Here is a 19,655-nt window from a genome sequence, read left to right as displayed (position 1 = left end):
GTCCGAAAGGACTTACTTGGCGGCGGTGAAGTCGCGCTTTTCCTTGATCTTCGCGGCCTTGCCACGCAGTGCGCGCATGTAGTACAGCTTCGCGCGGCGGACGTCGCCCTTGGTGACAACCTCGATCTTTTCGATGATCGGGGAGTGGACCGGGAAGGTACGCTCCACACCCACACCGAAGGAGACCTTGCGGACCGTGAAGGTCTCGCGCACGCCGTCGCCCTGGCGGCCCAGGACGAAGCCCTGGAAGACCTGGACACGGGTGTTCTTGCCTTCGATGATGTTCACGTGCACCTTGAGGGTGTCGCCCGCGCGGAACTCGGGAACATCGTTGCGCAGCGAGGCTGCATCGACAGAGTCGAGAATATGCATGATTGCACTCCTGGTGAACGCCACAGGTCATTCACTTTGGGTCACGGCGGCCAGGCCCGGCTGCTCGAAAGCACACCGGCAACTGCCGCCGAAAGTTGAATGGTCCGGCCGCTTCAATGCTTGACGGGGCCGGTTGCCTTGCTGTTGGCCGCGCTACCCCCTGTGGCGGGTGCGGACCCAGCAGACACAAGGTCTAATTTTGCCACAGTGGTCCGGCAACAGCCAATCCGGCAGCAGTGCGGACCGGGGACGGAGCGGGAGCCGTCAGCCCTGTTCCCGGTTGGCCGTCCCAGGCCGGCGCACCAGCCGGCCGTCCACGATGTCGTAACCCAGGTCCTGCAGTGCGGTGCGGTCGGCACGCGGGAGGCTGCCGGCGTCGAACTCCTGCAGCAGGTCGGGGCGGCGCTCCGCCGTCCGCCGGTACTGTTCGTGGCGTCGCCACTGGGCGATCTTCCCGTGGTTGCCGCTGAGCAGCACGGCCGGCACTTCCCGGTCGCGCCAGACGGAAGGTTTTGTGTATACGGGGTACTCAAGGAGCCCGTCGGAATGCGACTCCTCGACCAGGGACTCGGGGTTGCCCACCACTCCCGGGAGGAGGCGCCCGATGGCCTCCACCATCGCCAGGACAGCCACTTCCCCGCCGTTGAGCACATAGTCACCCAGGCTGACGGGGCGCACGGTGAAGTGCTCCTGCGCCCATTCGATTACCCGCTCGTCGATGCCTTCGTAACGGCCGCAGGCGAATACCAGGTGCTGTTCCTCGGCCAGTTCGTAGGCGAGGGCCTGGGTGAACCGCTCCCCTGCCGGCGACGGCACGATCAGGACGGGTTTGCCCTCCGCGTCCTGCTGCCCCTCCGCCACGGCGGAGAGTGCCTGCGCCCACGGCTCCGGCTTCATGACCATCCCGGCACCACCGCCATAGGGTGTGTCGTCAACGGTGCGGTGCCTGTCCGTGGTGAAGCTGCGGAGGTCGTGCACCTGCAGGTCCAGGATTCCGTCCTGGCGGGCCTTGCCGATCAGCGAGAGTTCAAGGGGCGCCAGGTACTCGGGAAAGATGCTGACGACGTCGATCCGCACCTTAGTCCCTGCCTTCCGTATCGCCGGCGGCGGCTTGCTCGGAATTCAGTTCGAAGAGTCCGTCCGGCGGGGTGAGCAGGACAAAGCCTTCCCCGATGTTCACTTCGGGCACGATCTGTTCCACGAACGGGATGAGGACCTCTTCGCCGCCGGGGGTGGTGACCGTGAGCAGGTCCTGGACCGGCATCGTGTTCAGCGCCGTTACCTTGCCCACCACCTGCGACCCGACCCGGGCCTCCAGTCCGACCAGTTCATGCTCGTACCAGCCCTCGTCGTCGTCCTCGTCAAGCTCCTCGGTTTCGATGAAGAGCTTGGCCCCGCGGAGCGTCTCCGCCCGGTTGCGGTCCGCCACTTCCGCAAAGCCGAGCAGCAGGATGTCCTTGTTCCACCGCGCACTGCTTACCGTCAAGGGACCGGACGCCGCAGGCTCCAGCACCAACTGCGTTCCCGGCACGAAACGGTCCTCAGGGGCGTCGGTCAGGACCTGGACCGTGACTTCCCCGCGAATTCCGTGCGGCTTGCCGATCCGCGCCACCTGAAGCTGCATGTGTTCCCCTGTTCCCGATTGTGGTGTTTGTATAAAAGAACTCCGGCCCCTCCACCTGCAGGTGGAGGGGCCGGAGCAAAAGCTGGTGTTGCCGTGCGCTCAGCGGCGGCGGTCGGTGTCGACGACGTCGACCCGGACCGGTTCGCCGCCGGCCAGCGCTGCCACCACCGTGCGCAGTGCGCGGGCGGTGCGGCCCTGGCGGCCAATCACCCGTCCCAGGTCGTCCTGATGAACACGCACCTCGAGGGTATCCCCGCGGCGGTTGCTCTTCGAACTGACCTTGACGTCATCCGGGGAATCGACGATTCCCCGGACCAGGTGCTCCAGCGCTTCTGCCAGCAATCTACTCAGCCTCGGTGGTCTCAGCTTCGGCGTCGGCCGGGGCCTCGGCAGCGTCAGACTTGGAAGCCTTCTTGGTGATGGCTTCCGGGATGATGACGGAGCCCTTCTCGGGGGCAACGAAGGCTTCCTTCTCGACCTTGGTCTTGAGGGTGCCTTCCTGGCCCGGCAGGCCCTTGAACTTCTGCCAGTCACCGGTGATCTTCAGGATCGCGGCGACCTGCTCGGACGGCTGGGCGCCGACGGACAGCCAGTACTGTGCACGCTCGGAGTTGACCTCGATGTATGAGGGCTCTTCGGTGGGGTGGTACTTGCCGATCTCTTCGATGGCACGGCCGTCACGCTTGGTGCGTGAGTCCGCGACGACGATGCGGTAGTACGGGGCGCGCATCTTGCCGAAGCGCTTAAGGCGAATCTTTACGGCCACTTTTGTGGTCACTCCTGTTTCAGAAAAGGGGTGAACCCGGCTTTCTGCACCCGTGGGGCGGGCCGTACTTGCGGGCTCGAAGGACAGGATCCGGACACGGAGAGAGGGGCCGCGCGGATCGAGTACCTGTCCATTGTGCCAGATCAGTGGCGTTATTTCGACTTGGCCCGGTCACACGGGTCAGGCCGACCAGACGTACAGCCCGGTGCGCTCGGAATCATCGATGCCGGCGGCAAGTTCCGCCAGCTGCTGGACGTAGGTCCGGGCCTGGGCGGCGCCGAAGGGCATGTCCTCCTGGCCCGCCCACTGTTCCGCGACGTCGTCAAGGACGTTGCCCTCACCCTCCGTCTCGTAGGTGAGCAGGTCCGCCAGGGCGCGGACCATGGCGGGCGGCACCGCCAGGAGCGAGTCGCTGGCCACATCCACCATGGTCAGCTCATAGTCGGCCCCGCCGGCATGGACGGCAGTCCCGGCGAGGTCCCCCAGCTGTTCCACTTCGAAATCGCTGATCCCCTGGATCCGCACCGCCCCGCCTGCGGGAGCCGCGGCAGCCCCGGCGCGGCCCTCGTCGAGGACGCCGGCGCGCTTCAGCGCTGCGTCATGGGTGGCGACAAAGATCTCGGTGAAGCCCATGGGTGTGCCCTTCTTCCGTCGGCAAAGCTGCGTTCCGGGCACCTTTGGGGCCCCGGGCGTACGGCATCAGCCTAGTAGCTGCCGGCGGCCGTGCGCACGCGCTGCCCTAGCGGACCGCCACCCGGAGCCTGTTGCGCCACGGATCCTCGAAGCGCAGTTCGGCGCCGGTGTGGTGCGCCGGCACCCCGGCGACCTTGAGGCGGTCGGCCAGCGCCGCGACGTCGTCCCCGGTGGGAACTTCGATGAGAACCTCGCCCAGGCCGAGCGTGTCCTTGCGGGGGCCGGCGCCGCGGCTGTTCCAGACGTTCATGGCCATATGGTGGTGGTACCGGCCCGCGGAGACGAACAAAGCCTGGCCGTGCCAGCCTGCGGTTTTTTCGAACCCGAGGGTTCCGACGTAGAAGTCCCGCGCGGTCTGGACGTCGCCCACCTGCAGGTGCACGTGCCCGACGCCGGCGGCGGCGGTGCGCTGGCCTTCGAGCGACTCCTCGGTGAGGTGCTGTTCTAGGTACCGCTGGGGAGGCAGCGCCAGGCTGTCCATGACGACGTCGGTGCCGTTCCAGGACCAGTTGCTGCGGGGCCTGTCCCAGTAGAGTTCGATGCCGTTGCCCTCGGGGTCGGTGAAGTAGAAGGCCTCGCTGACGAGGTGGTCGGCACTGCCGGTGAAGGCCCGCGGCTCGTACTGGGCGGCTGTGGCGATGGTGGCCGCGAGCGAGGCCTGATCCTCGAACAGCAGAGCGGTGTGGAAGAGGCCGGCTTCACCCCTGCCTGGAAGGTTCAGCCCCGGGGCGGGCGCCAGGTGCACCAGCGGCTTCTGCAGGCGGCCGAGGTAGATGCCCCCGTCCTGCTCGGCGACGACGTCGAGGCCGAGGGCCCGCTGGTAGTAGTCGGTCATGACCTTCATGTCGCCCACTTTGAGCATGACGGTGCCCATGGCAAGGTCGGCGGGAAGAAGGTCCTGGGTGGCGGCTTCTGTGGTCATTGAATGCTCCCTGTGATGGAGGCCCTCCGGATGTGACGGCCACTTATTAAAATTACTTGAAGCTTCAATTTATTCCAAGTGCCGGCCGAAGATTTCCGCTCAGCGGATGACGCGCCCGCCCAGCACCACGTGGGCCAGCACCCTGATCGTCTCCGGAACCATCCGCGGGTCTTCCCGGCACACCACGACGTCGGCCCGGGCACCTTCGGCAATGCTGTCGGCTCCCAGCCAGGCGCGGGCCGACCAGCAGGAGGCGTCCAGGGCGGCGGCCATGGGCAGGCCCGCGGCGTGCAGGGCAAGGATCTCATCCGCGATCCGCCCGTGTCCGATCACGCTGCCGGCGTCAGTCCCGGCGAAGATCCGGACGCCCGCTTCGTAGGCCTCCCCCACCCGTTCGGACCGGCGTTCCCACAGCGCCCGCATATGCGCGGCGTAGCGCGGAAACTTCGGCTCAGCCTGTGCGGCAATGTCGGGGAATGTCGCGATGTTGATGAGGGTGGGCACGATCGGTACGCCCTGCTCGGCGAAGCGCGGCAGGTGGCGGGGCAGGAGCCCTGTGGCGTGCTCGATGCAGTCGATTCCGGCGTCCAGCATCTGGTCCAGGGTGTCCTCGGCAAAACAGTGCGCCGTCACCCTCGCGCCTTCGTCATGGGCCGCCTGCACGGCATCGCGGACGACGGCGGCGGGAAAGCACGGGGCCAGGTCACCGATGCCCCGGTCGATCCAGTCCCCCACCAGTTTGACCCAGCCGTCGCCGTCGCGCGCCTGCTTGCGGACAGCCTCAACGAGTCCGCCCGGCTCAACCTCCTCCGCGAAACCGCGCAGGTAGCGGCGCGTCCGCGCGACGTGCCGGCCGGCACGGATAAGGACCGGAAAGTCCCGGCCGCCCTGCATCCAGCGCGTGTCCGCGGGTGAACCCGCATCCCGGACCAGGAGCGTGCCGGCGTTGAGGTCTGCCCGGGCCTGTTCTTCAGCGGTGGCGGAATCGACCGGCCCGCCTGGACCCAGACCGATATGGCAGTGCGCATCCGCGAATCCCGGCAGGACCCACCCGGCGAGGATCCTGCCCGGCGGTGCTGCAGGGCGGCTGAACGTGAGACGCCCGTCCACCGACCAGAGCCCGTGCTCCATGGTCTCCGGCCTGGTCAGGACGGGACCGCTGAACTCGATTACTTCTGGCATCCGGACTTCCTTTCGCTGCCCGCACAGGCTAGCACCGGCGAATGTTACAGGGCTCGCCGCGTTTGTCCCTGCGGGGCGTGTGGTAGCTTCGTTCCTGACCACACGGGTGCCCCTGCAGGGGCTGAGATCGGGCTGATGCAGCCTGCGACCGTTGAACCTGTCCGGGTAATGCCGGCGAAGGAAGTGAGTATTCCTTGAGTACACAAAACACCCAGTTGAACCCTGCCCCGATTCCGTCCGAAGCAGCGCTGGCGGGAGAAGAATCCGGTCCCCAGGTGACCCAGTCCCTGAAGTCGCATTCGCTGGCGTTCATCGAAGACCCGGGGAACGGGATCCGCGTTCCGGTGACGGAAATTGCGCTGGAGGACTCGCCGAACGGCCAGCCGAACGCGCCCTTCCGGACCTACCGGACAGCAGGACCCGGCAGTGATCCGGTACGCGGCCTGCAGCCCTTCCGGGAGCAGTGGATCGCGGAGCGCGGGGACACCGAGGCCTACAGCGGCAGGGAGCGGAACCTGCTCGACGACGGCCGCTCGGCGATGCGCCGCGGCGCCGCCTCTGCGGAGTGGAAGGGCGCGCAGCCGGTGCCCCGCCGCGCCGTCGAAGGCCGCACGGTGACGCAGATGCACTATGCCCGGAAGGGCATCATCACCCCCGAAATGCGGTTCGTCGCGCTGCGCGAAAACTGCGACGTCGAACTGGTCCGCAGCGAGGTGGCGGCCGGCCGCGCCATCATCCCAAGCAACATCAACCACCCGGAATCCGAACCGATGATCATCGGCAAGGCCTTCCTGGTGAAGATCAACGCCAACATCGGCAACTCGGCAGTCACCAGTTCCATCGCCGAAGAGGTGGACAAGCTGCAGTGGGCCACCCAGTGGGGCGCCGACACCGTCATGGACCTCTCCACCGGTGACGACATCCACACCACGAGGGAGTGGATCATCCGCAACTCCCCCGTACCGATCGGCACCGTGCCCATCTACCAGGCCCTGGAAAAGGTCAATGGCGAAGCCAACGCCCTCACCTGGGAGATCTTCCGCGACACCGTCATCGAACAGTGCGAGCAAGGCGTGGACTACATGACCATCCACGCCGGGGTGCTGCTGCGGTACGTGCCGCTGACCGCCAACCGCGTCACCGGGATCGTCTCGCGCGGCGGCTCCATCATGGCCGGCTGGTGCCTGGCACACCACCAGGAGAACTTCCTGTACACGCACTTTGATGAGCTGTGCGAAATCTTCGCCAAGTACGACGTCGCCTTCTCCCTGGGCGACGGCCTGCGCCCCGGCGCCACCGCCGATGCCAACGACGCCGCCCAGTTCGCGGAACTGGACACCCTGGCGGAGCTGACCCAGCGGGCCTGGGAATACGACGTCCAGGTGATGGTGGAAGGCCCTGGCCACGTTCCGTTCCACCTCGTCCGGGAGAACGTGGAGCGCCAGCAGGAACTCTGCAAGGGGGCCCCGTTCTACACGCTGGGGCCGCTGGTGACCGATGTTGCCCCCGGCTACGACCACATCACCTCGGCCATCGGCGCGACGGAGATCGCGCGGTACGGCACGGCGATGCTCTGCTACGTCACCCCGAAGGAACACCTGGGCCTGCCCAACAAGGACGACGTGAAGACGGGCGTCATCACCTACAAGATCGCGGCCCACGCCGCGGACCTGGCCAAGGGGCACCCCGGCGCGCACGAACGCGATGACGCCTTGTCCAAGGCCCGCTTCGAGTTCCGGTGGCGCGACCAGTTCGCGCTGTCCCTGGACCCGGAGACCGCCGAGGCGTTCCACGATGAGACCCTTCCGGCGGAACCCGCCAAAACGGCCCACTTCTGCTCCATGTGCGGGCCGAAGTTCTGCTCGATGCGGATCAGCCAGGACATCCGGGACGAGTACGGTTCAGCCGACTCGCAGGCCGCGCTGGCGGAAATGGCGTCCGGAATGCGCGAAAAGAGCCAGGAATTCCTGGCGTCCGGCGGAAAGGTCTACCTGCCCGAGCTGCAGGTCCCCGCGGGCAGCTAGGACGCCCGGGCAGTCTGGCTTCGACTGACCTGGCTGATGAACTGCCGGATGGCCCGGTCCCCGTCCGGCGAATCATGGGGCCGGTGCCCGCCCGCTGCAACGCGGTGCAGGGCACCGGTCTCCCGCAGGTAGCCGGCAATCTCTTCGTACAGCGGCTCCCAGCCGCCGGTCAGGACCAGGGTGGGAACGCCCGGGACAATGTGCAGCGGCGCCTCCCAGGACGGCGCCTGGAGCCGGAGCCGGCGGGCAGACCGCTTCTCCTCGGCGGTGGCGGGCTGCTGCAGGTCCGTGGCGTAGACCCGGCGCACGAACTCACGCTGGAAGTCCTCGTCACTGAGCTGGTGCCGGACCTCAAAGAGGGGCTGCATCAGGCTGATGTGCGCGCCCGTGGCCGGCAGTTCGGCGGTCAGGGAGAGGCACGCCGGCTCCACCAGGGTTAAGGAATAGACGAGGTCGGGGCGTTCAACGGCGGCCATCATCGCAGCGATGGCTCCCTGGGCGTGTGCCACGACGTGTCCCCCGGCGGCTCCCCGCCCGTCGTCGGCCAGGGACCGCAGCACGATGGCGGTGTCCTCGGCGAAGGAGGAGGCCAGGGGCTCGGTGGCCGCATCGTAGCCGTGCCGGCGCAGGAACAAGGCGTCGTAGGACAGTGCCATGCCGTGCTGGCGCGGCCAGGCAGCGGCACCGAAGCTTCCGGCGCCGTGCACGAACACTACCCTTTGCTTGAACATGTCCCAACCCTATTCCACGGCGCCGTCATCTTAAGTGAGTAGCGCCAGGTGTCGTTTTGAACCGTCAAAACGACACCTGGCGCTACCTAGCTGGGTCTCGGGGCTACTTGCCGAGGAACTTGTCGAACCCCTTGGGCAGGTTCAGCTGCGAAGGGTCGAAGTCGCCGCCCTGCTGGCCGAAGGCTGCCCCGGTGGGCAGTGCCTTGGCAGCGTTGGCACGCCGGGCTTCCGCTTCCTTGCGCTCCTGCGCGGCCTTCGCCGGGTTGCCGGACTTGGCCTTCTTCTTCGGGGCGTTCTTGGCGTTCTTCCGGGCACCGCCGCCGGCGCCGGGCATGCCTGGCATTCCCGGCATTCCCGGCATGCCGCCCTGCGCCATCTTCTTCATCATCTTCTGGGCCTGGGCGAAGCGTTCCAGCAGGCCGTTGACCTCGGAGACGTGGACGCCGGAGCCGCGGGCGATGCGGGCGCGGCGGGAGCCGTTGATGATCTTCGGTGCCAGCCGCTCATGCGGGGTCATGGAGCGGACGATTGCCTCGACGCGGTCGATTTCGCGTTCATCGAACTGCTCCAGCTGCTGGCGGATGTTCTGCGCACCCGGCATCATCATGAGCATCTTCTTCATCGAGCCCATGTTGCGGATCTGCTGCATCTGGGCCAGGAAGTCCTCGAGGGTGAAGTCCTCCTGGTCGGCGAACTTCTTCGCCATCCGGGCAGCTTCATCCTTGTCCCAGGCCTTCTCCGCCTGCTCGATGAGCGTGAGGATGTCGCCCATGTCCAGGATGCGCGAGGCCATCCGGTCCGGGTGGAAGAGTTCGAAATCATCCAGCCCCTCGCCCGTGGAGGCGAACATGACGGGCTTGCCGGTGACCGATGCGACGGACAGCGCGGCACCGCCGCGGGCGTCGCCGTCGAGCTTGGACAGCACGATGCCGGTGAAGTTGACGCCTTCGTCGAAGGCGAGGGCCGTGTTGACGGCGTCCTGGCCGATCATGGAGTCGATGACGAAGAGGACTTCGTTGGGGACGATGGCGCGGCGGATCTGGCGGGCCTGTTCCATCATGTCCGCATCCACGCCCAGGCGTCCGGCGGTGTCAACGATGACGACGTCGTGCAGCTTCTGGCGGGCTTCCTCGACGCCGGCGCGTGCAACGGCGACCGGGTCGCCGGCGGGCTGGTCCAGCTCCTGGGAGGTGGCTCCGGGGTGCGGGGCGAAGACCGGAACGCCGGCGCGCTGGCCCACCACCTGCAGCTGGGTGACGGCGTTGGGGCGCTGGAGGTCGCAGGCCACCAGCATGGGGCTGTGGCCCTGGGCCTTCAGCCACTTCGACAGCTTGCCCGCAAGGGTGGTCTTGCCCGCGCCCTGGAGGCCGGCGAGCATGATGATGGTGGGGCCGCTCTTGGCCAGGCGGATGCGCCGGGTCTCGCCGCCGAGGATCTCCACGAGTTCCTCATTAACGATCTTGACGATCTGCTGGCTGGGGTTCAGCGCTGCCGAGACCTCGGCGCCGAGCGCGCGTTCGCGCACCCGCGCGGTGAATTCGCGGACGACCGGAACTGCGACGTCGGCGTCCAGGAGGGCACGGCGGATCTCCCGGACGGTGGCATCGACATCGGCCTCCGTGAGGCGGCCCTTGCCGCGGAGATTCTTGAAGGTTGCTGTCAACCGGTCAGAGAGTGAATTGAACACGCGCCGTGAACTTCTTTCAGGAGATGATCGGGACTCGACTATCTAGGGTATCAAGTCGGGCACGGTAGGTGGCATGCTGGCCCAATGACGAGCCAAACAACTGTGAAGACCCTGCTCATCCTGGGCGCCTCAGGCGACCTCACCGGACGGTTGCTGCTGCCCGGCCTGGCACGCCTGGTCGCGGCGGGCCGTGCGGAGGGCCTCAGCCTGGTGGGGGCCGGCTCGGACCCGTGGACGCCGGAACAATGGCGGGAGCGGGTCCAGTCGTCGTCGGCAGCGGCGGCCGGTGGCGCGGACAAGTCCGGTAAAGAAGCCTTGGAAAGGCTGCAGAAGGACACCGTCTACCACCAGGTGGACGTTACGGCCCAGGGGGCGCTGGCGCGGCTGCTCGCGGACCTGCCGGGGCCGGTAGCGGTCTACTTTGCCCTTCCGCCGCGAATTAGCCAGCAGGCCTGCGAGGTGCTCCGGCCGGAGGACGTGCCGGAAGGCACCCGCCTGGTGATGGAGAAGCCGTTCGGCTCGAGCGAGGAATCAGCCCGTTCCCTGAACCAGACCCTGGCGCGACTGGTCCCGGAGGAGCACATCCACCGCGTGGACCATTTCCTGGGCAAGGCCACCGTCCTGAACATCCTGGGGCTGCGGTTCGCAAACAACTTCCTGGAACCGGTGTGGAACCGGCAGCACGTGCAAAAGGTGGAGATCTTCTTCGATGAGGACCTGGCCCTGGAAGGCAGGGCCCGGTACTACGACGACGCCGGTGCCCTCCGCGACATGATCCAAAGCCACCTCCTGCAGGTCATGGCGCTGATGGCCATCGAGCCGCCGGCCACCATCGGCGAGCGCGACCTGCGGGATGCGGTCTCGGCTGTCCTGCGGGCCAGCAGCGTGGGCGCCCCCTTCACGAAGACGACGCGGCGGGCGCGGTACACGGCCGGGACCGTGGGAGGCAAGGACGTGCCCGACTATGCGAAAGAGGAGGGCGTGGATGCCGGCCGGGAGACCGAGACCCTGGCAGAGATCCAGGTGGGCATCGACAACTGGCGGTGGAAGGGCGTGCCGTTCATCCTGCGGTCCGGCAAGGCCCTCGGTGACAAACGCAAGGAAGCGGTGGTCACCTTCCTTCCGGTGCCCCACCTTCCACAAGGCTTCACGGGCGTGGACTCCCCCAACCAGCTGCGGATCGGTTTCGGCCCGGACACCCTGGCGTTCGACGTCGACGTCAACGGCCCGGGGAACATCTTCAGCCTGGGCCGGGTCACCCTGGAAGCGGAATTGAGCGCCTCCGACCTGCTCCCCTACGGCGAGGTTCTGGAAGGTGTGCTGGCCGGCGACCCGCTGCTGTCCGTGCGCGGCGACACCGCCGAGGACTGCTGGCGCATCGTGGAACCGGTGCTAAAGGCGTGGGACCAGGGCGAGGTGCCGTTGGAAGAGTACGACGCCGGCTCTGCCGGGCCCGCATCGTGGCCCACCAACCGGGGCAAGGGCTGAGCCTTCCGGCCAGGGCGGCAAAGGCACCATTTAACGGCAGACAGGACGGGCGGGAACCTTTCGGTTCCCGCCCGTCCTGTCTGTGCCTCGCGGCGCAGGGGCCTGCCTAGATCGCAGCCACTCCGCGTTCGCCGGTGCGGACCCGCACTGCCTCGTGGACATCGATGGTCCAGACCTTGCCGTCGCCCGCCCGGCCGGTGTTGGAACTGGCGATGATGACGTCCAGGATGTCATCCGCCTGTTCGTCGGTGGCCAGGACTTCCACCCGGATCTTGGGCAGCAGGTCCACGTTGTATTCCGCTCCCCGGTAAACCTCGGTGTAGCCTCGCTGCCGTCCGTAGCCGCTGGCTGCGCTGACCGTCAGGCCCTGTACGCCGTAGGCTTCCAGTCCTTCCCGGATGGCTTCGAGCTTTTCCGGCCTGACGATTGCGGTGATCAGTTTCATGCCCCCACGCTTTCCTTACCTGTTGCTGACTGGCTCTTCTGTGCACCGGCTGCCGGGGCGGATTCCGCCTGGGTCTTGCCGGTGATCATGTCGTGCAGCGGCTGGAAGCTTCCGCCGTGGCCGCTGAGGCCGAATTCGTAGGCGGTCTCGGCGTGCAGGCTGAGGTCCACACCCACCGTTTCCTGTTCCTGCGAGACCCGGAAGCCCATGGTCTTGTGGATGGCCAGCGCGATGATGGCCGTCAGGATCGCCGAGTAGGCGATGGCGATGCCTGCTGCTGCGAGCTGGGCCCACAGCTGGGCCAGGCCGCCGCCGTAGAAGAGCCCGCCGCCCACGCCGTCGGTGGGCAGGGCGATGAAGCCCAGGGCAACGGTGCCGATGATGCCGGAGACCAGGTGCACGCCGACGACGTCCAGGGAGTCGTCGAAGCCCCAGCGGAACTTCAGGCCGACAGCCAGTGCGGAGGCCACGCCGGCCACGATGCCGAGGCCAAGGGCACCGACCGGGCTGACGTTGGCGCAGGCCGGGGTGATGGCAACGAGGCCTGCGACGACGCCGGATGCGGCGCCCAGGGAGGTGGGGTGGCCGTCGCGGATGCGTTCGGTAACGAGCCAGCCGAGCATGGCGGCGGCGGGGGCTGCCAGGGTGTTGATCCAGATCAGGCCGCCCTGTTCAGCAGTGGTGGCAGCGCCGCCGTTGAAACCGAACCAGCCAAACCACAGGATGGCCGCGCCGAGCATGACGAACGGGATGTTGTGCGGCCGGTGGTTGGGGTCCTTGCCGAAGCCCTTGCGGTTGCCAATGATGAGGACGAGGATCAGCGCGGCCACACCGGCGTTGATGTGGACAACGGTGCCGCCGGCGAAGTCGATGGCGGGGCCGAGCGCCTTGCCGATGGCACCTTCGGGGCCGAACAAGCCGCCACCCCAGACCATGTAGGCCAGCGGGCAGTACACCAGGGTGACCCATACGGGGACGAACACGGACCAGGCACCGAACTTGGCGCGGTCGGCGATGGCGCCGCTGATCAGTGCCACCGTGATGATGGCGAAGGTGGCGGCGTAGCCGACCTTGATGAGCCCGTCGGGGGTGGTGATTCCTTCAAGGCCGAACGTGGCGAACGGGTTGCCCACGATTTCCAGGAACCCTTCACCGGAGCTCATGGAGGCTCCCCAGAGGACCCACACAACGCCGACCATGCCGATGGAGATGAAGCTCATCATCATCATGTTCAGGGCTGCCTTGGCGCGGGTCATGCCGCCGTAGAAAAATGCCAGACCGGGTGTCATGAACAGCACGAGCGCTGCCGCCACCATGACCCAAACGTGACCTGCGGTAAGTTCCATGGTGCACGTCCTCTCTCATCGAATCTTGCGGATCGCTCCGCCTGCCAACGCCTTTTTGCGTCCTGTAAGAAGTGTGTCGGCGGCGTGTTTCGGCCGCGGAGGATTTAGATTGCCGGCCTGTTACAACAACCTCTAGGAAGTAAATGGTGCATATCCGCCTTGTTACGGTTATGTTTCTGCGTTCGCGCAACCGCCCCGCTTCCTGTTCAGCAAGGACTTTCGCACCATGACGGCAACACCCCGCGGAAGCGGCGCCACTTCAAGGATCCTGGCCCGGCTGCGGCCCCAGCGGGAAAAGCTTCCCCGGGACATCCTGGTGATGCTGGCAGCGGCGTTCCTGATTGCGCTTGGATTCGGGCTTGTTGCGCCCGTATTGCCGCAATTCGCCACAACCTTTGGCGTCGGGAACACCGAGGCCGCGGTGATCGTGGCGATCTTCGCCTTCATGCGCCTCGCTTTCGCCCCCGCCGGCGGCTACCTCATCGGCAGGTTCGGCGAGCGGCCCGTCTACGTGGCGGGGCTGCTGATTGTGGCGCTGTCCACGGCGGCCTGCGCCTTTGCCCAGAGCTACTGGCAGTTGCTGCTGTTCCGCGGCTTCGGCGGCGCCGGTTCAGTGATGTTCACGGTGGCGTCCATGGCGCTGGTGGTCCGGCTGGCGCCGCCCAGGAGCAGGGGCAGGGTCTCGGGCGCCTACGCGTCGGCGTTCCTGATCGGCAACGTGTGCGGACCGATCGTAGGCGGACTGCTGGCCGGGCTGGGCCTTCGGGTTCCGTTCCTGGCCTATGCCGCGGCCCTGGTCGTCGCAGCCCTCGTCGTGCAGACCCAGCTCAGCCACGAGCGCCGCGGGGCGGACGGGGCCCAGAAGCGGGGTCCGGTGATGCGGTTTGGCGAAGCCCTGGCAACCGGGACCTACCGGTCGGCGCTTCTGTCCAGCTTAGCCAACGGCTGGGCCACGTTCGGTGTACGGATGGCAACCGTGCCCTTGTTCGCCGCGGCTGCGTTCGGTGCCGGGCCGCAGGCGGCCGGGCTTGCGCTGGCGGTCTTCGCCGCCGGCAACGCCGCCGCCCTGAGTTTCTCGGGCCGGCTGGCGGATTCGCTGGGCCGGAAGCCCATGATGATTTCCGGGCTGCTGGTGGCCGGCCTGGCAACCGCCGCGATTGGCGCCACCCATGACCTGCCGTGGTTCCTCGCGGCGTCGACGCTGGCGGGCGTCGGTTCGGGCCTGTTCGGTCCCGCCCAGCAGGCCGCCGTGGCGGACGTCATCGGCAGCGAGCGGTCCGGCGGCAAGGTCCTGGCCGTGTACCAGATGACGTCCGACGTCGGGGCGATCGTGGGGCCCGTGGTGGCCGGGCTGCTCGCCGACCGGCTGGGGTTTGGCTGGGCGTTCGGGGTGACCGGCGGCATCATGGTCGTTGCTGCCGCCGGCTGGCTGGCCACCCGGGAACCACTGCGCAATGCCAGCTCCTGACCGGCCTGGTCCGGACGGCCAGGAGCCTGCCCGCTAGTTCAGCAGGGCGTCGACGAACCCTTCGGTGTCGAAGGGGGCGAGGTCGTCGGCGCCTTCGCCCAGGCCGATGAGCTTCACGGGCACACCGAGCGACTTTTGGATGGCGACGACGATGCCGCCCTTGGCGGTGCCGTCCAGCTTGGTCAGGACGATGCCGGTGATGTTGACCACCTCGGAGAAGACCCGCGCCTGGTTCAGGCCGTTCTGGCCGGTGGTGGCGTCCAGCACCAGCAGGACCTCGTCCACCTCGGCCAGTTTCTCCACCACCCGCTTGACCTTGCCGAGCTCGTCCATCAGGCCCACCTTGTTCTGGAGGCGGCCCGCGGTGTCGATCATGACGACGTCGACTTCCTGGTCGATGCCTGCCTTGACGGCTTCGTAGGCAACGGAGGCGGGATCGGCGCCGTCGATGTCGGATTTCACGGTGGGAACGCCGACCCGCTGGCCCCACGTCGCCAGCTGCTCGGCGGCGGCAGCCCGGAAGGTGTCCGCGGCGCCGAGGATGACGTCCTTGTCCTCCGCGACCAGTACGCGGGCCAGCTTGCCCACGGTGGTGGTCTTGCCGACGCCGTTCACGCCCACCACCATCATCACCGCAGGCTTGTCGCCGTGGCGCTGGACGTTGAGGCTCCGGTCCATGGTGGGGTCCACGATCTTGACCAGCTCTTCGCGGAGCATGGCTTTGACGTGCTCGGGGGTCCTGGTTCCCAGCACCTTGACCCGTTCCCGGAGGGCGTCCACGAGCTGCATGGTGGGCTCGGTGCCCAGGTCGGCGAGGAGGAGGGTTTCCTCCACCTCGTCCCAGACGCTCTCGTCGATCTTGTCGCTGGACAACAGGGCCAGCAGCCCCTTGCCCATGATGTTGTTGGAGCGGACCAGCCGCTCCCGAAGGCGCGTAAGCCGCCCGGCGACGGGCAGCGGGGTTTCAACGGGGATGACTTCCAGCCCGGCGGCGTTGTCCGGAACGGTTGTGGTGTCCAGCCCTTCAAGGTCGACGCCGGACGGGGCCGGGCGCTCGATGGTTCCTTCGCGGTCCAGAACTGCCGTGCTTCCGCCGGAGCGGATTTCGGGGTCGTTGGCGTCGCGGGTGCCGGGGTACCGGTTGATGTTCCTCCGCGTCTTGAGCAGGACCGGAATCAGCCCGCCAATAACCACCAGGGCAGCAAGGATGGACAGGATTATGGGAAGGATGTCATTCACTCCCCTAGCTTCTCACAAAGAATCCGCCCGGCTCCGGCGGGGTGCAGGCGCCGGCACCCGTTGTGCTGCCCCGCGCTAGACCCCGGCGCCGAGGCGCTGGCTGATGACGGTGGAAACGCCGTCGCCGCGCATGGTGACGCCGTAGAGTGCGTCGGCCACTTCCATGGTCCGTTTCTGGTGGGTGATGACGATGAGCTGGCTGGATTCCCGGAGCTCTTCGAAGATGGTGATCAGGCGGCCCAGGTTGGTGTCGTCCAGGGCGGCCTCCACTTCGTCCATCACATAGAAGGGTGAGGGCCGCGCCTTGAAGATGGCCACCAGCAGGGCCACGGCGGTCAGGGACCGTTCACCGCCGGACAGCAGGGATAACCGCTTGATCTTCTTGCCGGCGGGCCGGGCCTCCACTTCGATGCCGGTGGTGAGCATGTCGCCGGGGTCGGTGAGGACCAGGCGTCCTTCGCCGCCGGGGAAAAGGCGTTCGAAGACCCGCACAAACTGGGCCTGGGTGTCTTCGAACGCTTCGGTGAACACCCGCTGCACCCTGTCATCAACCTCTTTGATGATGTCCAGCAGGTCCCGACGGCTGGCCTTCAGGTCCTCCAGCTGCGTGCTGAGGAACTGGTGGCGTTCTTCGAGCGCGGCGAACTCCTCAAGCGCCAGGGGGTTCACCTTGCCCAGGCTCGCCAGGTCGCGTTCGGCCTTGCGCAGCCGTTTCTCCTGTTCCTCCCGGACGAAGGGCTTGCCTTCCCGGATCTCGTGGCCGGCATCATCAACCGGGGCACGGAGCGCCGCCCACTTGTCGCCGGACTCCTCCGCCGGCACCGGCACCGGAACGTGCGGCCCGAACTCGCTGACCAGCGCTTCGGGGGCAATGCCCAATTCATCCACGGAACGGGTTTCCACCGCTTCGATCCGCGCCCGCTGCTGGGCGCGGGCCAGTTCGTCGCGGTGCACGTTGCCGGTGAGGTCGGCCAGCTCGCGGGCCAGGGCATCGTTGGCCTGCCGGACATCGCGCAGGCCGCGGTCCCGGAGTTCGCGGTTCTCCTCGGCCTGGTCCCGTTCGTGCCGGGCAAGGTCCACCGATATGTCGACGTAACGGAGGGCAAGGTCGACGGCGGCGGAAACGGCCCCCGCCCGCCGCGCCTGGATGCGCCGGCGCCGGGCGCGTTCGGCCGCCTCCTCCCGGGCACGGCGTTCGGCGGCAGCGGCGCGCTCAAGGGACACCACCCTGTTCCGGGTGGCCGCGAGCTGTTCTTCGGCGCTGCGCAGGGAAAGTCGCGCTTCCACCTCTGCAGCCCGTGCGGTGGACGCGGCGCGGGCCAGGGCGTCGCGCTGGTCGGTGGAGGGTTCCTGCTCCACGGGGACCTCCTGGGCGGCAGCCAACCGTGCGGTGATGGCTGCCAGCGCTTCCTCCTCGGCCGCGACGTTTTCCTCGGCCCGGGCCAGGGACGCGGCGAGCCGGTCGCTCTCCCCGACGGCGCTGCGCAGGACGGAGTTCAGATGGCCCAGCCGTTCCGCCACGGCGGCCAGTCGTGCATCCGATTCATGCAGCTTGTCCAGCGCGGTGTCCGCTGCCTCCTGCGCCGCGGCGCGCCGTGCCTCGGCAGCTGCCAGGGCGAACCGGTTGCGTTCCAGGCCGGCGGTGACGGCGGACAGTGAACGCCCGGCGTCGTCCACGGCTGCCTGGACCTCCAGGAGGGACGGTGCCGTGGCCGATCCACCCGTCACGGTGACGGCAGTGAAGACGTCACCGTCGCGCGTGACTGCCGTCAGGCCGGGCCTGGCTGCCACGAGTGCGGCCGCTGTCTCCACGTCGTCGACGACGGCGGTCGCGGCCAGCAATTGCCTGACCGGCGGGAGGTGGCTGGCCGGGCCCTCCAGCAGGTCCGCTGCCCACCTCGCCCCTTTCGGGAGGGGCCCGCCGCCGGCGTCCCCTTCGTGATCCGCGGCGGCGGACGCGAGGAGCAGCGACGCCCGCCCGGCGTCGTCGTCCTTCAACAGCTGCAGCACCTCCGCCGCGCTGGCCTGGTCCCGCACCAGGACGGCCTCGGACACTTCCCCGAGGGCTGCGGCAATAGCAGTCTCGAAACCTCCTTCGACGGTCAGTGCGGCTGCGAGGCTCCCGTCCACCCCGGCGAGCCCTGCCTCGAGTGCGTGCCGGGCGCCGTCCTTGCGGTCGAGGCCGAGCTTCAGCGCCTCCAGGCGTGCTGCCAGCGCATCGCGCTTGCGGATTCCCTCGTTCACCGCGGCCTTGAGGTCGGCGATTTCCTGCAGTACGGCGTCCAGGACTTCGCTGGCGGCCTCGTACTCGGCGTCGAGGGACTCCTCCCCTTCTTCGACGCCTGCCACCTGGTTTTCCAGCGCGGTAAACTCTGCCTGGGCACGGGCCCGGCGCTCCGTTCCGGCAGCGAGCGATTCCCTCAGCCTCCCCAGTTCGGCCTGCGCGGACTCCACCCGCGACCTGGCTGCGGCGACCTGCCCGGCCAGACGCGCAAGCCCTTCCCTGCGGTCCGCCAGCGCCCGCAGTTCAGCCGTGAGCCGCCGGTCCTCCGCCAGGGACGCCTGCTCAGCGTCAGCCTTCGCAGCAGTAGCTGCTTCCAGGGCGCTCCGCCTGCCGGCGATGTCCTGTTCCAGTTCTGCGAGCTCCTGCCGGACCCTGGCTGCCTGCCGTTCCAGTTGTTCCGGGTCGCGGCCGGAAGCCGGGGCCGCGTCGTCGGATCCCAGCAGGCGGCTGCGTTCGGTGGCCAGGGAACCGAGCGAACGCAGCCGCTCGCGGGCGGTGGACAGCCGGTACCAGGTATCCCTGGCGGCATTCAGCCGGGGGGTTGCCTCGGCGGCGAGTTGTTCCAGGGCGGCCTGTTGCCTGCGGCCGGCCTCGAGTTCCTGCTCGACGGCGGTCCGGCGCGACTTCAGCGCTGCCTCGTCCGCCACGTCTTTCTCCAGCGCCAGCTGCAGCTGGACGAGGTCGTCGGCGAGCAGGCGGGCGCGGGCGTCGCGGACGTCGAACTGGACGCGCTGGGCGCGCCGGGCCACCTCTGCCTGCTTGCCCAGGGGCGTGAGCTGACGGCGGATCTCGCCGGTGAGGTCGGTGAGGCGCTGGAGGTTGGCCTGCATGGCCTCCAGCTTGCGGACAGTGCGTTCCTTGCGCCGGCGGTGCTTGAGGATCCCCGCCGCCTCCTCGATGAAGCCGCGCCGGTCCTCGGGGGTGGCGTGCAGGACCCGGTCCAGCTGGCCCTGGCCGACGATGACGTGCATCTCCCGGCCGAGCCCCGAATCGCTGAGCAGTTCCTGGATGTCCAGCAGCCGGCAGGCGGCGCCGTTGATCGCATACTCCGAGCCGCCGGTGCGGAACAGTGTCCGGGAGATGGTGACTTCGCTGTACTCGATGGGCAGTGCACCGTCGGTGTTGTCGATGGTCAGCGAAACGTGGGCGCGCCCCAGGGGCGGGCGGCCGGACGTGCCCGCGAAGATGACGTCCTCCATCTTGCCGCCGCGAAGGGTTTTGGCGCCCTGCTCCCCCATGACCCAGGCCAGGGCGTCCACGACATTCGACTTGCCGGACCCGTTCGGGCCCACGACGGCGGTGACCCCGGGTTCGAACTCGAACGTGGTGGCGGACGCAAAGGACTTGAACCCCCGGACGGTGAGGCTTTTGAGGTGCAAGGCTT

At 67.9% G+C, this 19,655-nt stretch carries 17 protein-coding genes and 1 riboswitch; of the genes, 3 read left to right on the top strand and 14 right to left on the bottom strand.

Going from position 1 to position 19,655, the window contains the following annotated elements:
- Positions 1-12: 12 nt before the first annotated feature.
- The 8 genes from rplS to AC2JAJ_RS16185 form a co-directional block, all read right to left on the bottom strand.
- Complete coding sequence (rplS, locus tag AC2JAJ_RS16220) at positions 13-372, bottom strand: 50S ribosomal protein L19 (RefSeq protein ID WP_221386880.1); 360 nt, start codon at positions 370-372, stop codon at positions 13-15.
- A gap of 264 nt (positions 373-636) precedes the next feature.
- The gene (trmD, locus tag AC2JAJ_RS16215) at positions 637-1,449 is read right to left on the bottom strand and encodes a tRNA (guanosine(37)-N1)-methyltransferase TrmD (protein WP_486415174.1); all 813 of its coding nucleotides are present in this window, start codon (positions 1,447-1,449) and stop codon (positions 637-639) included.
- Between the two features lies 1 nt (position 1,450).
- Entirely contained in the window at positions 1,451-1,996 is a 546-nt protein-coding gene (gene rimM, locus AC2JAJ_RS16210) for a ribosome maturation factor RimM (protein ID WP_486415175.1), read from the bottom strand.
- Between the two features lie 99 nt (positions 1,997-2,095).
- Complete coding sequence (locus AC2JAJ_RS16205) at positions 2,096-2,338, bottom strand: RNA-binding protein (protein WP_013601399.1); 243 nt, start codon at positions 2,336-2,338, stop codon at positions 2,096-2,098.
- A gap of 1 nt (position 2,339) precedes the next feature.
- Positions 2,340-2,762 (bottom strand): 30S ribosomal protein S16, encoded by a 423-nt coding sequence (rpsP, locus tag AC2JAJ_RS16200; RefSeq protein ID WP_056335390.1) that lies wholly within the window; start codon positions 2,760-2,762, stop codon positions 2,340-2,342.
- Between the two features lie 180 nt (positions 2,763-2,942).
- Positions 2,943-3,395, bottom strand: coding sequence for a hypothetical protein (locus tag AC2JAJ_RS16195; protein ID WP_473697007.1), 453 nt, complete (start codon positions 3,393-3,395; stop codon positions 2,943-2,945).
- 106 nt (positions 3,396-3,501) lie between these two features.
- Positions 3,502-4,377 (bottom strand): VOC family protein, encoded by an 876-nt coding sequence (locus AC2JAJ_RS16190; RefSeq protein ID WP_486415176.1) that lies wholly within the window; start codon positions 4,375-4,377, stop codon positions 3,502-3,504.
- Between the two features lie 99 nt (positions 4,378-4,476).
- A complete protein-coding gene (locus AC2JAJ_RS16185) occupies positions 4,477-5,559 on the bottom strand; it encodes an amidohydrolase family protein (RefSeq protein WP_486415177.1) in 1,083 nt (360 codons plus the stop codon).
- 92 nt (positions 5,560-5,651) lie between these two features.
- A riboswitch (TPP riboswitch) is annotated at positions 5,652-5,759 on the top strand.
- Between AC2JAJ_RS16185 and thiC the strand changes: the two genes are divergently transcribed.
- Positions 5,754-7,583: a phosphomethylpyrimidine synthase ThiC gene (gene thiC / locus AC2JAJ_RS16180; RefSeq protein ID WP_486415178.1), complete on the top strand. Its 1,830-nt coding sequence runs from the start codon at positions 5,754-5,756 to the stop codon at positions 7,581-7,583. It overlaps the preceding riboswitch by 6 nt.
- On the opposite strand, the gene AC2JAJ_RS16175 is transcribed toward thiC, so the two are convergent.
- Positions 7,580-8,314, bottom strand: a complete 735-nt coding sequence (locus AC2JAJ_RS16175; RefSeq protein WP_501053193.1) for an alpha/beta fold hydrolase — start codon at positions 8,312-8,314, stop codon at positions 7,580-7,582. The two genes, thiC and AC2JAJ_RS16175, sit on opposite strands and share 4 nt — an antisense overlap.
- A gap of 103 nt (positions 8,315-8,417) precedes the next feature.
- Positions 8,418-10,001: a signal recognition particle protein gene (gene ffh, locus AC2JAJ_RS16170; protein ID WP_486415179.1), complete on the bottom strand. Its 1,584-nt coding sequence runs from the start codon at positions 9,999-10,001 to the stop codon at positions 8,418-8,420.
- An 84-nt stretch (positions 10,002-10,085) separates the two neighbouring features.
- Between ffh and AC2JAJ_RS16165 the strand changes: the two genes are divergently transcribed.
- The gene (locus AC2JAJ_RS16165; RefSeq protein WP_501053192.1) at positions 10,086-11,489 is read left to right on the top strand and encodes a glucose-6-phosphate dehydrogenase; all 1,404 of its coding nucleotides are present in this window, start codon (positions 10,086-10,088) and stop codon (positions 11,487-11,489) included.
- A 106-nt stretch (positions 11,490-11,595) separates the two neighbouring features.
- Here the strand turns inward: AC2JAJ_RS16165 and AC2JAJ_RS16160 are convergent, their stop codons facing one another.
- On the bottom strand, positions 11,596-11,934 hold the full coding sequence (locus tag AC2JAJ_RS16160) for a P-II family nitrogen regulator (RefSeq protein ID WP_043453189.1): 339 nt from the start codon (positions 11,932-11,934) through the stop codon (positions 11,596-11,598).
- Positions 11,931-13,280, bottom strand: a complete 1,350-nt coding sequence (locus tag AC2JAJ_RS16155; protein ID WP_486415180.1) for an ammonium transporter — start codon at positions 13,278-13,280, stop codon at positions 11,931-11,933. The genes AC2JAJ_RS16160 and AC2JAJ_RS16155 overlap by 4 nt, the downstream gene beginning before the upstream one ends.
- A gap of 226 nt (positions 13,281-13,506) precedes the next feature.
- On the opposite strand from AC2JAJ_RS16155, the gene AC2JAJ_RS16150 reads away from it, so the two are divergent.
- Entirely contained in the window at positions 13,507-14,748 is a 1,242-nt protein-coding gene (locus tag AC2JAJ_RS16150; RefSeq protein WP_486415181.1) for an MFS transporter, read from the top strand.
- Positions 14,749-14,781: 33 nt separating this feature from the next.
- Here AC2JAJ_RS16150 and ftsY read toward each other — a convergent pair whose 3' ends face one another.
- Together ftsY and smc are read right to left on the bottom strand one after the other, a co-directional pair.
- Positions 14,782-15,987 (bottom strand): signal recognition particle-docking protein FtsY, encoded by a 1,206-nt coding sequence (gene ftsY, locus AC2JAJ_RS16145; protein ID WP_486415182.1) that lies wholly within the window; start codon positions 15,985-15,987, stop codon positions 14,782-14,784.
- 75 nt (positions 15,988-16,062) lie between these two features.
- Positions 16,063-19,650 carry a chromosome segregation protein SMC gene (gene smc, locus AC2JAJ_RS16140; protein ID WP_486415183.1) on the bottom strand — a complete coding sequence of 1,196 codons (3,588 nt, stop codon included), beginning with the start codon at positions 19,648-19,650 and terminating at the stop codon, positions 16,063-16,065.
- Positions 19,651-19,655 lie beyond the last annotated feature (5 nt).

Source organism: Arthrobacter sp. MOO21 (assembly GCF_057369995.2).
Note: the sequence above shows the minus strand (reverse complement) of the source record. Positions and strands in the feature narration are given on the sequence as shown.

Bases quoted from the DNA above. Each gene is read 5' to 3' on its own strand.
- AC2JAJ_RS16150 (WP_486415181.1), top strand. From the start codon at position 13,507: ATGACGGCAACACCCCGCGGAAGCGGCGCCACTTCAAGGATCCTGGCC.
- AC2JAJ_RS16155 (WP_486415180.1), bottom strand. From the start codon at position 13,280: ATGGAACTTACCGCAGGTCACGTTTGGGTCATGGTGGCGGCAGCGCTC.
- rimM (WP_486415175.1), bottom strand. From the start codon at position 1,996: ATGCAGCTTCAGGTGGCGCGGATCGGCAAGCCGCACGGAATTCGCGGG.
- AC2JAJ_RS16185 (WP_486415177.1), bottom strand. From the start codon at position 5,559: ATGCCAGAAGTAATCGAGTTCAGCGGTCCCGTCCTGACCAGGCCGGAG.
- AC2JAJ_RS16175 (WP_501053193.1), bottom strand. From the start codon at position 8,314: ATGTTCAAGCAAAGGGTAGTGTTCGTGCACGGCGCCGGAAGCTTCGGT.
- AC2JAJ_RS16190 (WP_486415176.1), bottom strand. From the start codon at position 4,377: ATGACCACAGAAGCCGCCACCCAGGACCTTCTTCCCGCCGACCTTGCC.
- AC2JAJ_RS16195 (WP_473697007.1), bottom strand. From the start codon at position 3,395: ATGGGCTTCACCGAGATCTTTGTCGCCACCCATGACGCAGCGCTGAAG.
- rplS (WP_221386880.1), bottom strand. From the start codon at position 372: ATGCATATTCTCGACTCTGTCGATGCAGCCTCGCTGCGCAACGATGTT.
- AC2JAJ_RS16165 (WP_501053192.1), top strand. From the start codon at position 10,086: ATGACGAGCCAAACAACTGTGAAGACCCTGCTCATCCTGGGCGCCTCA.
- AC2JAJ_RS16160 (WP_043453189.1), bottom strand. From the start codon at position 11,934: ATGAAACTGATCACCGCAATCGTCAGGCCGGAAAAGCTCGAAGCCATC.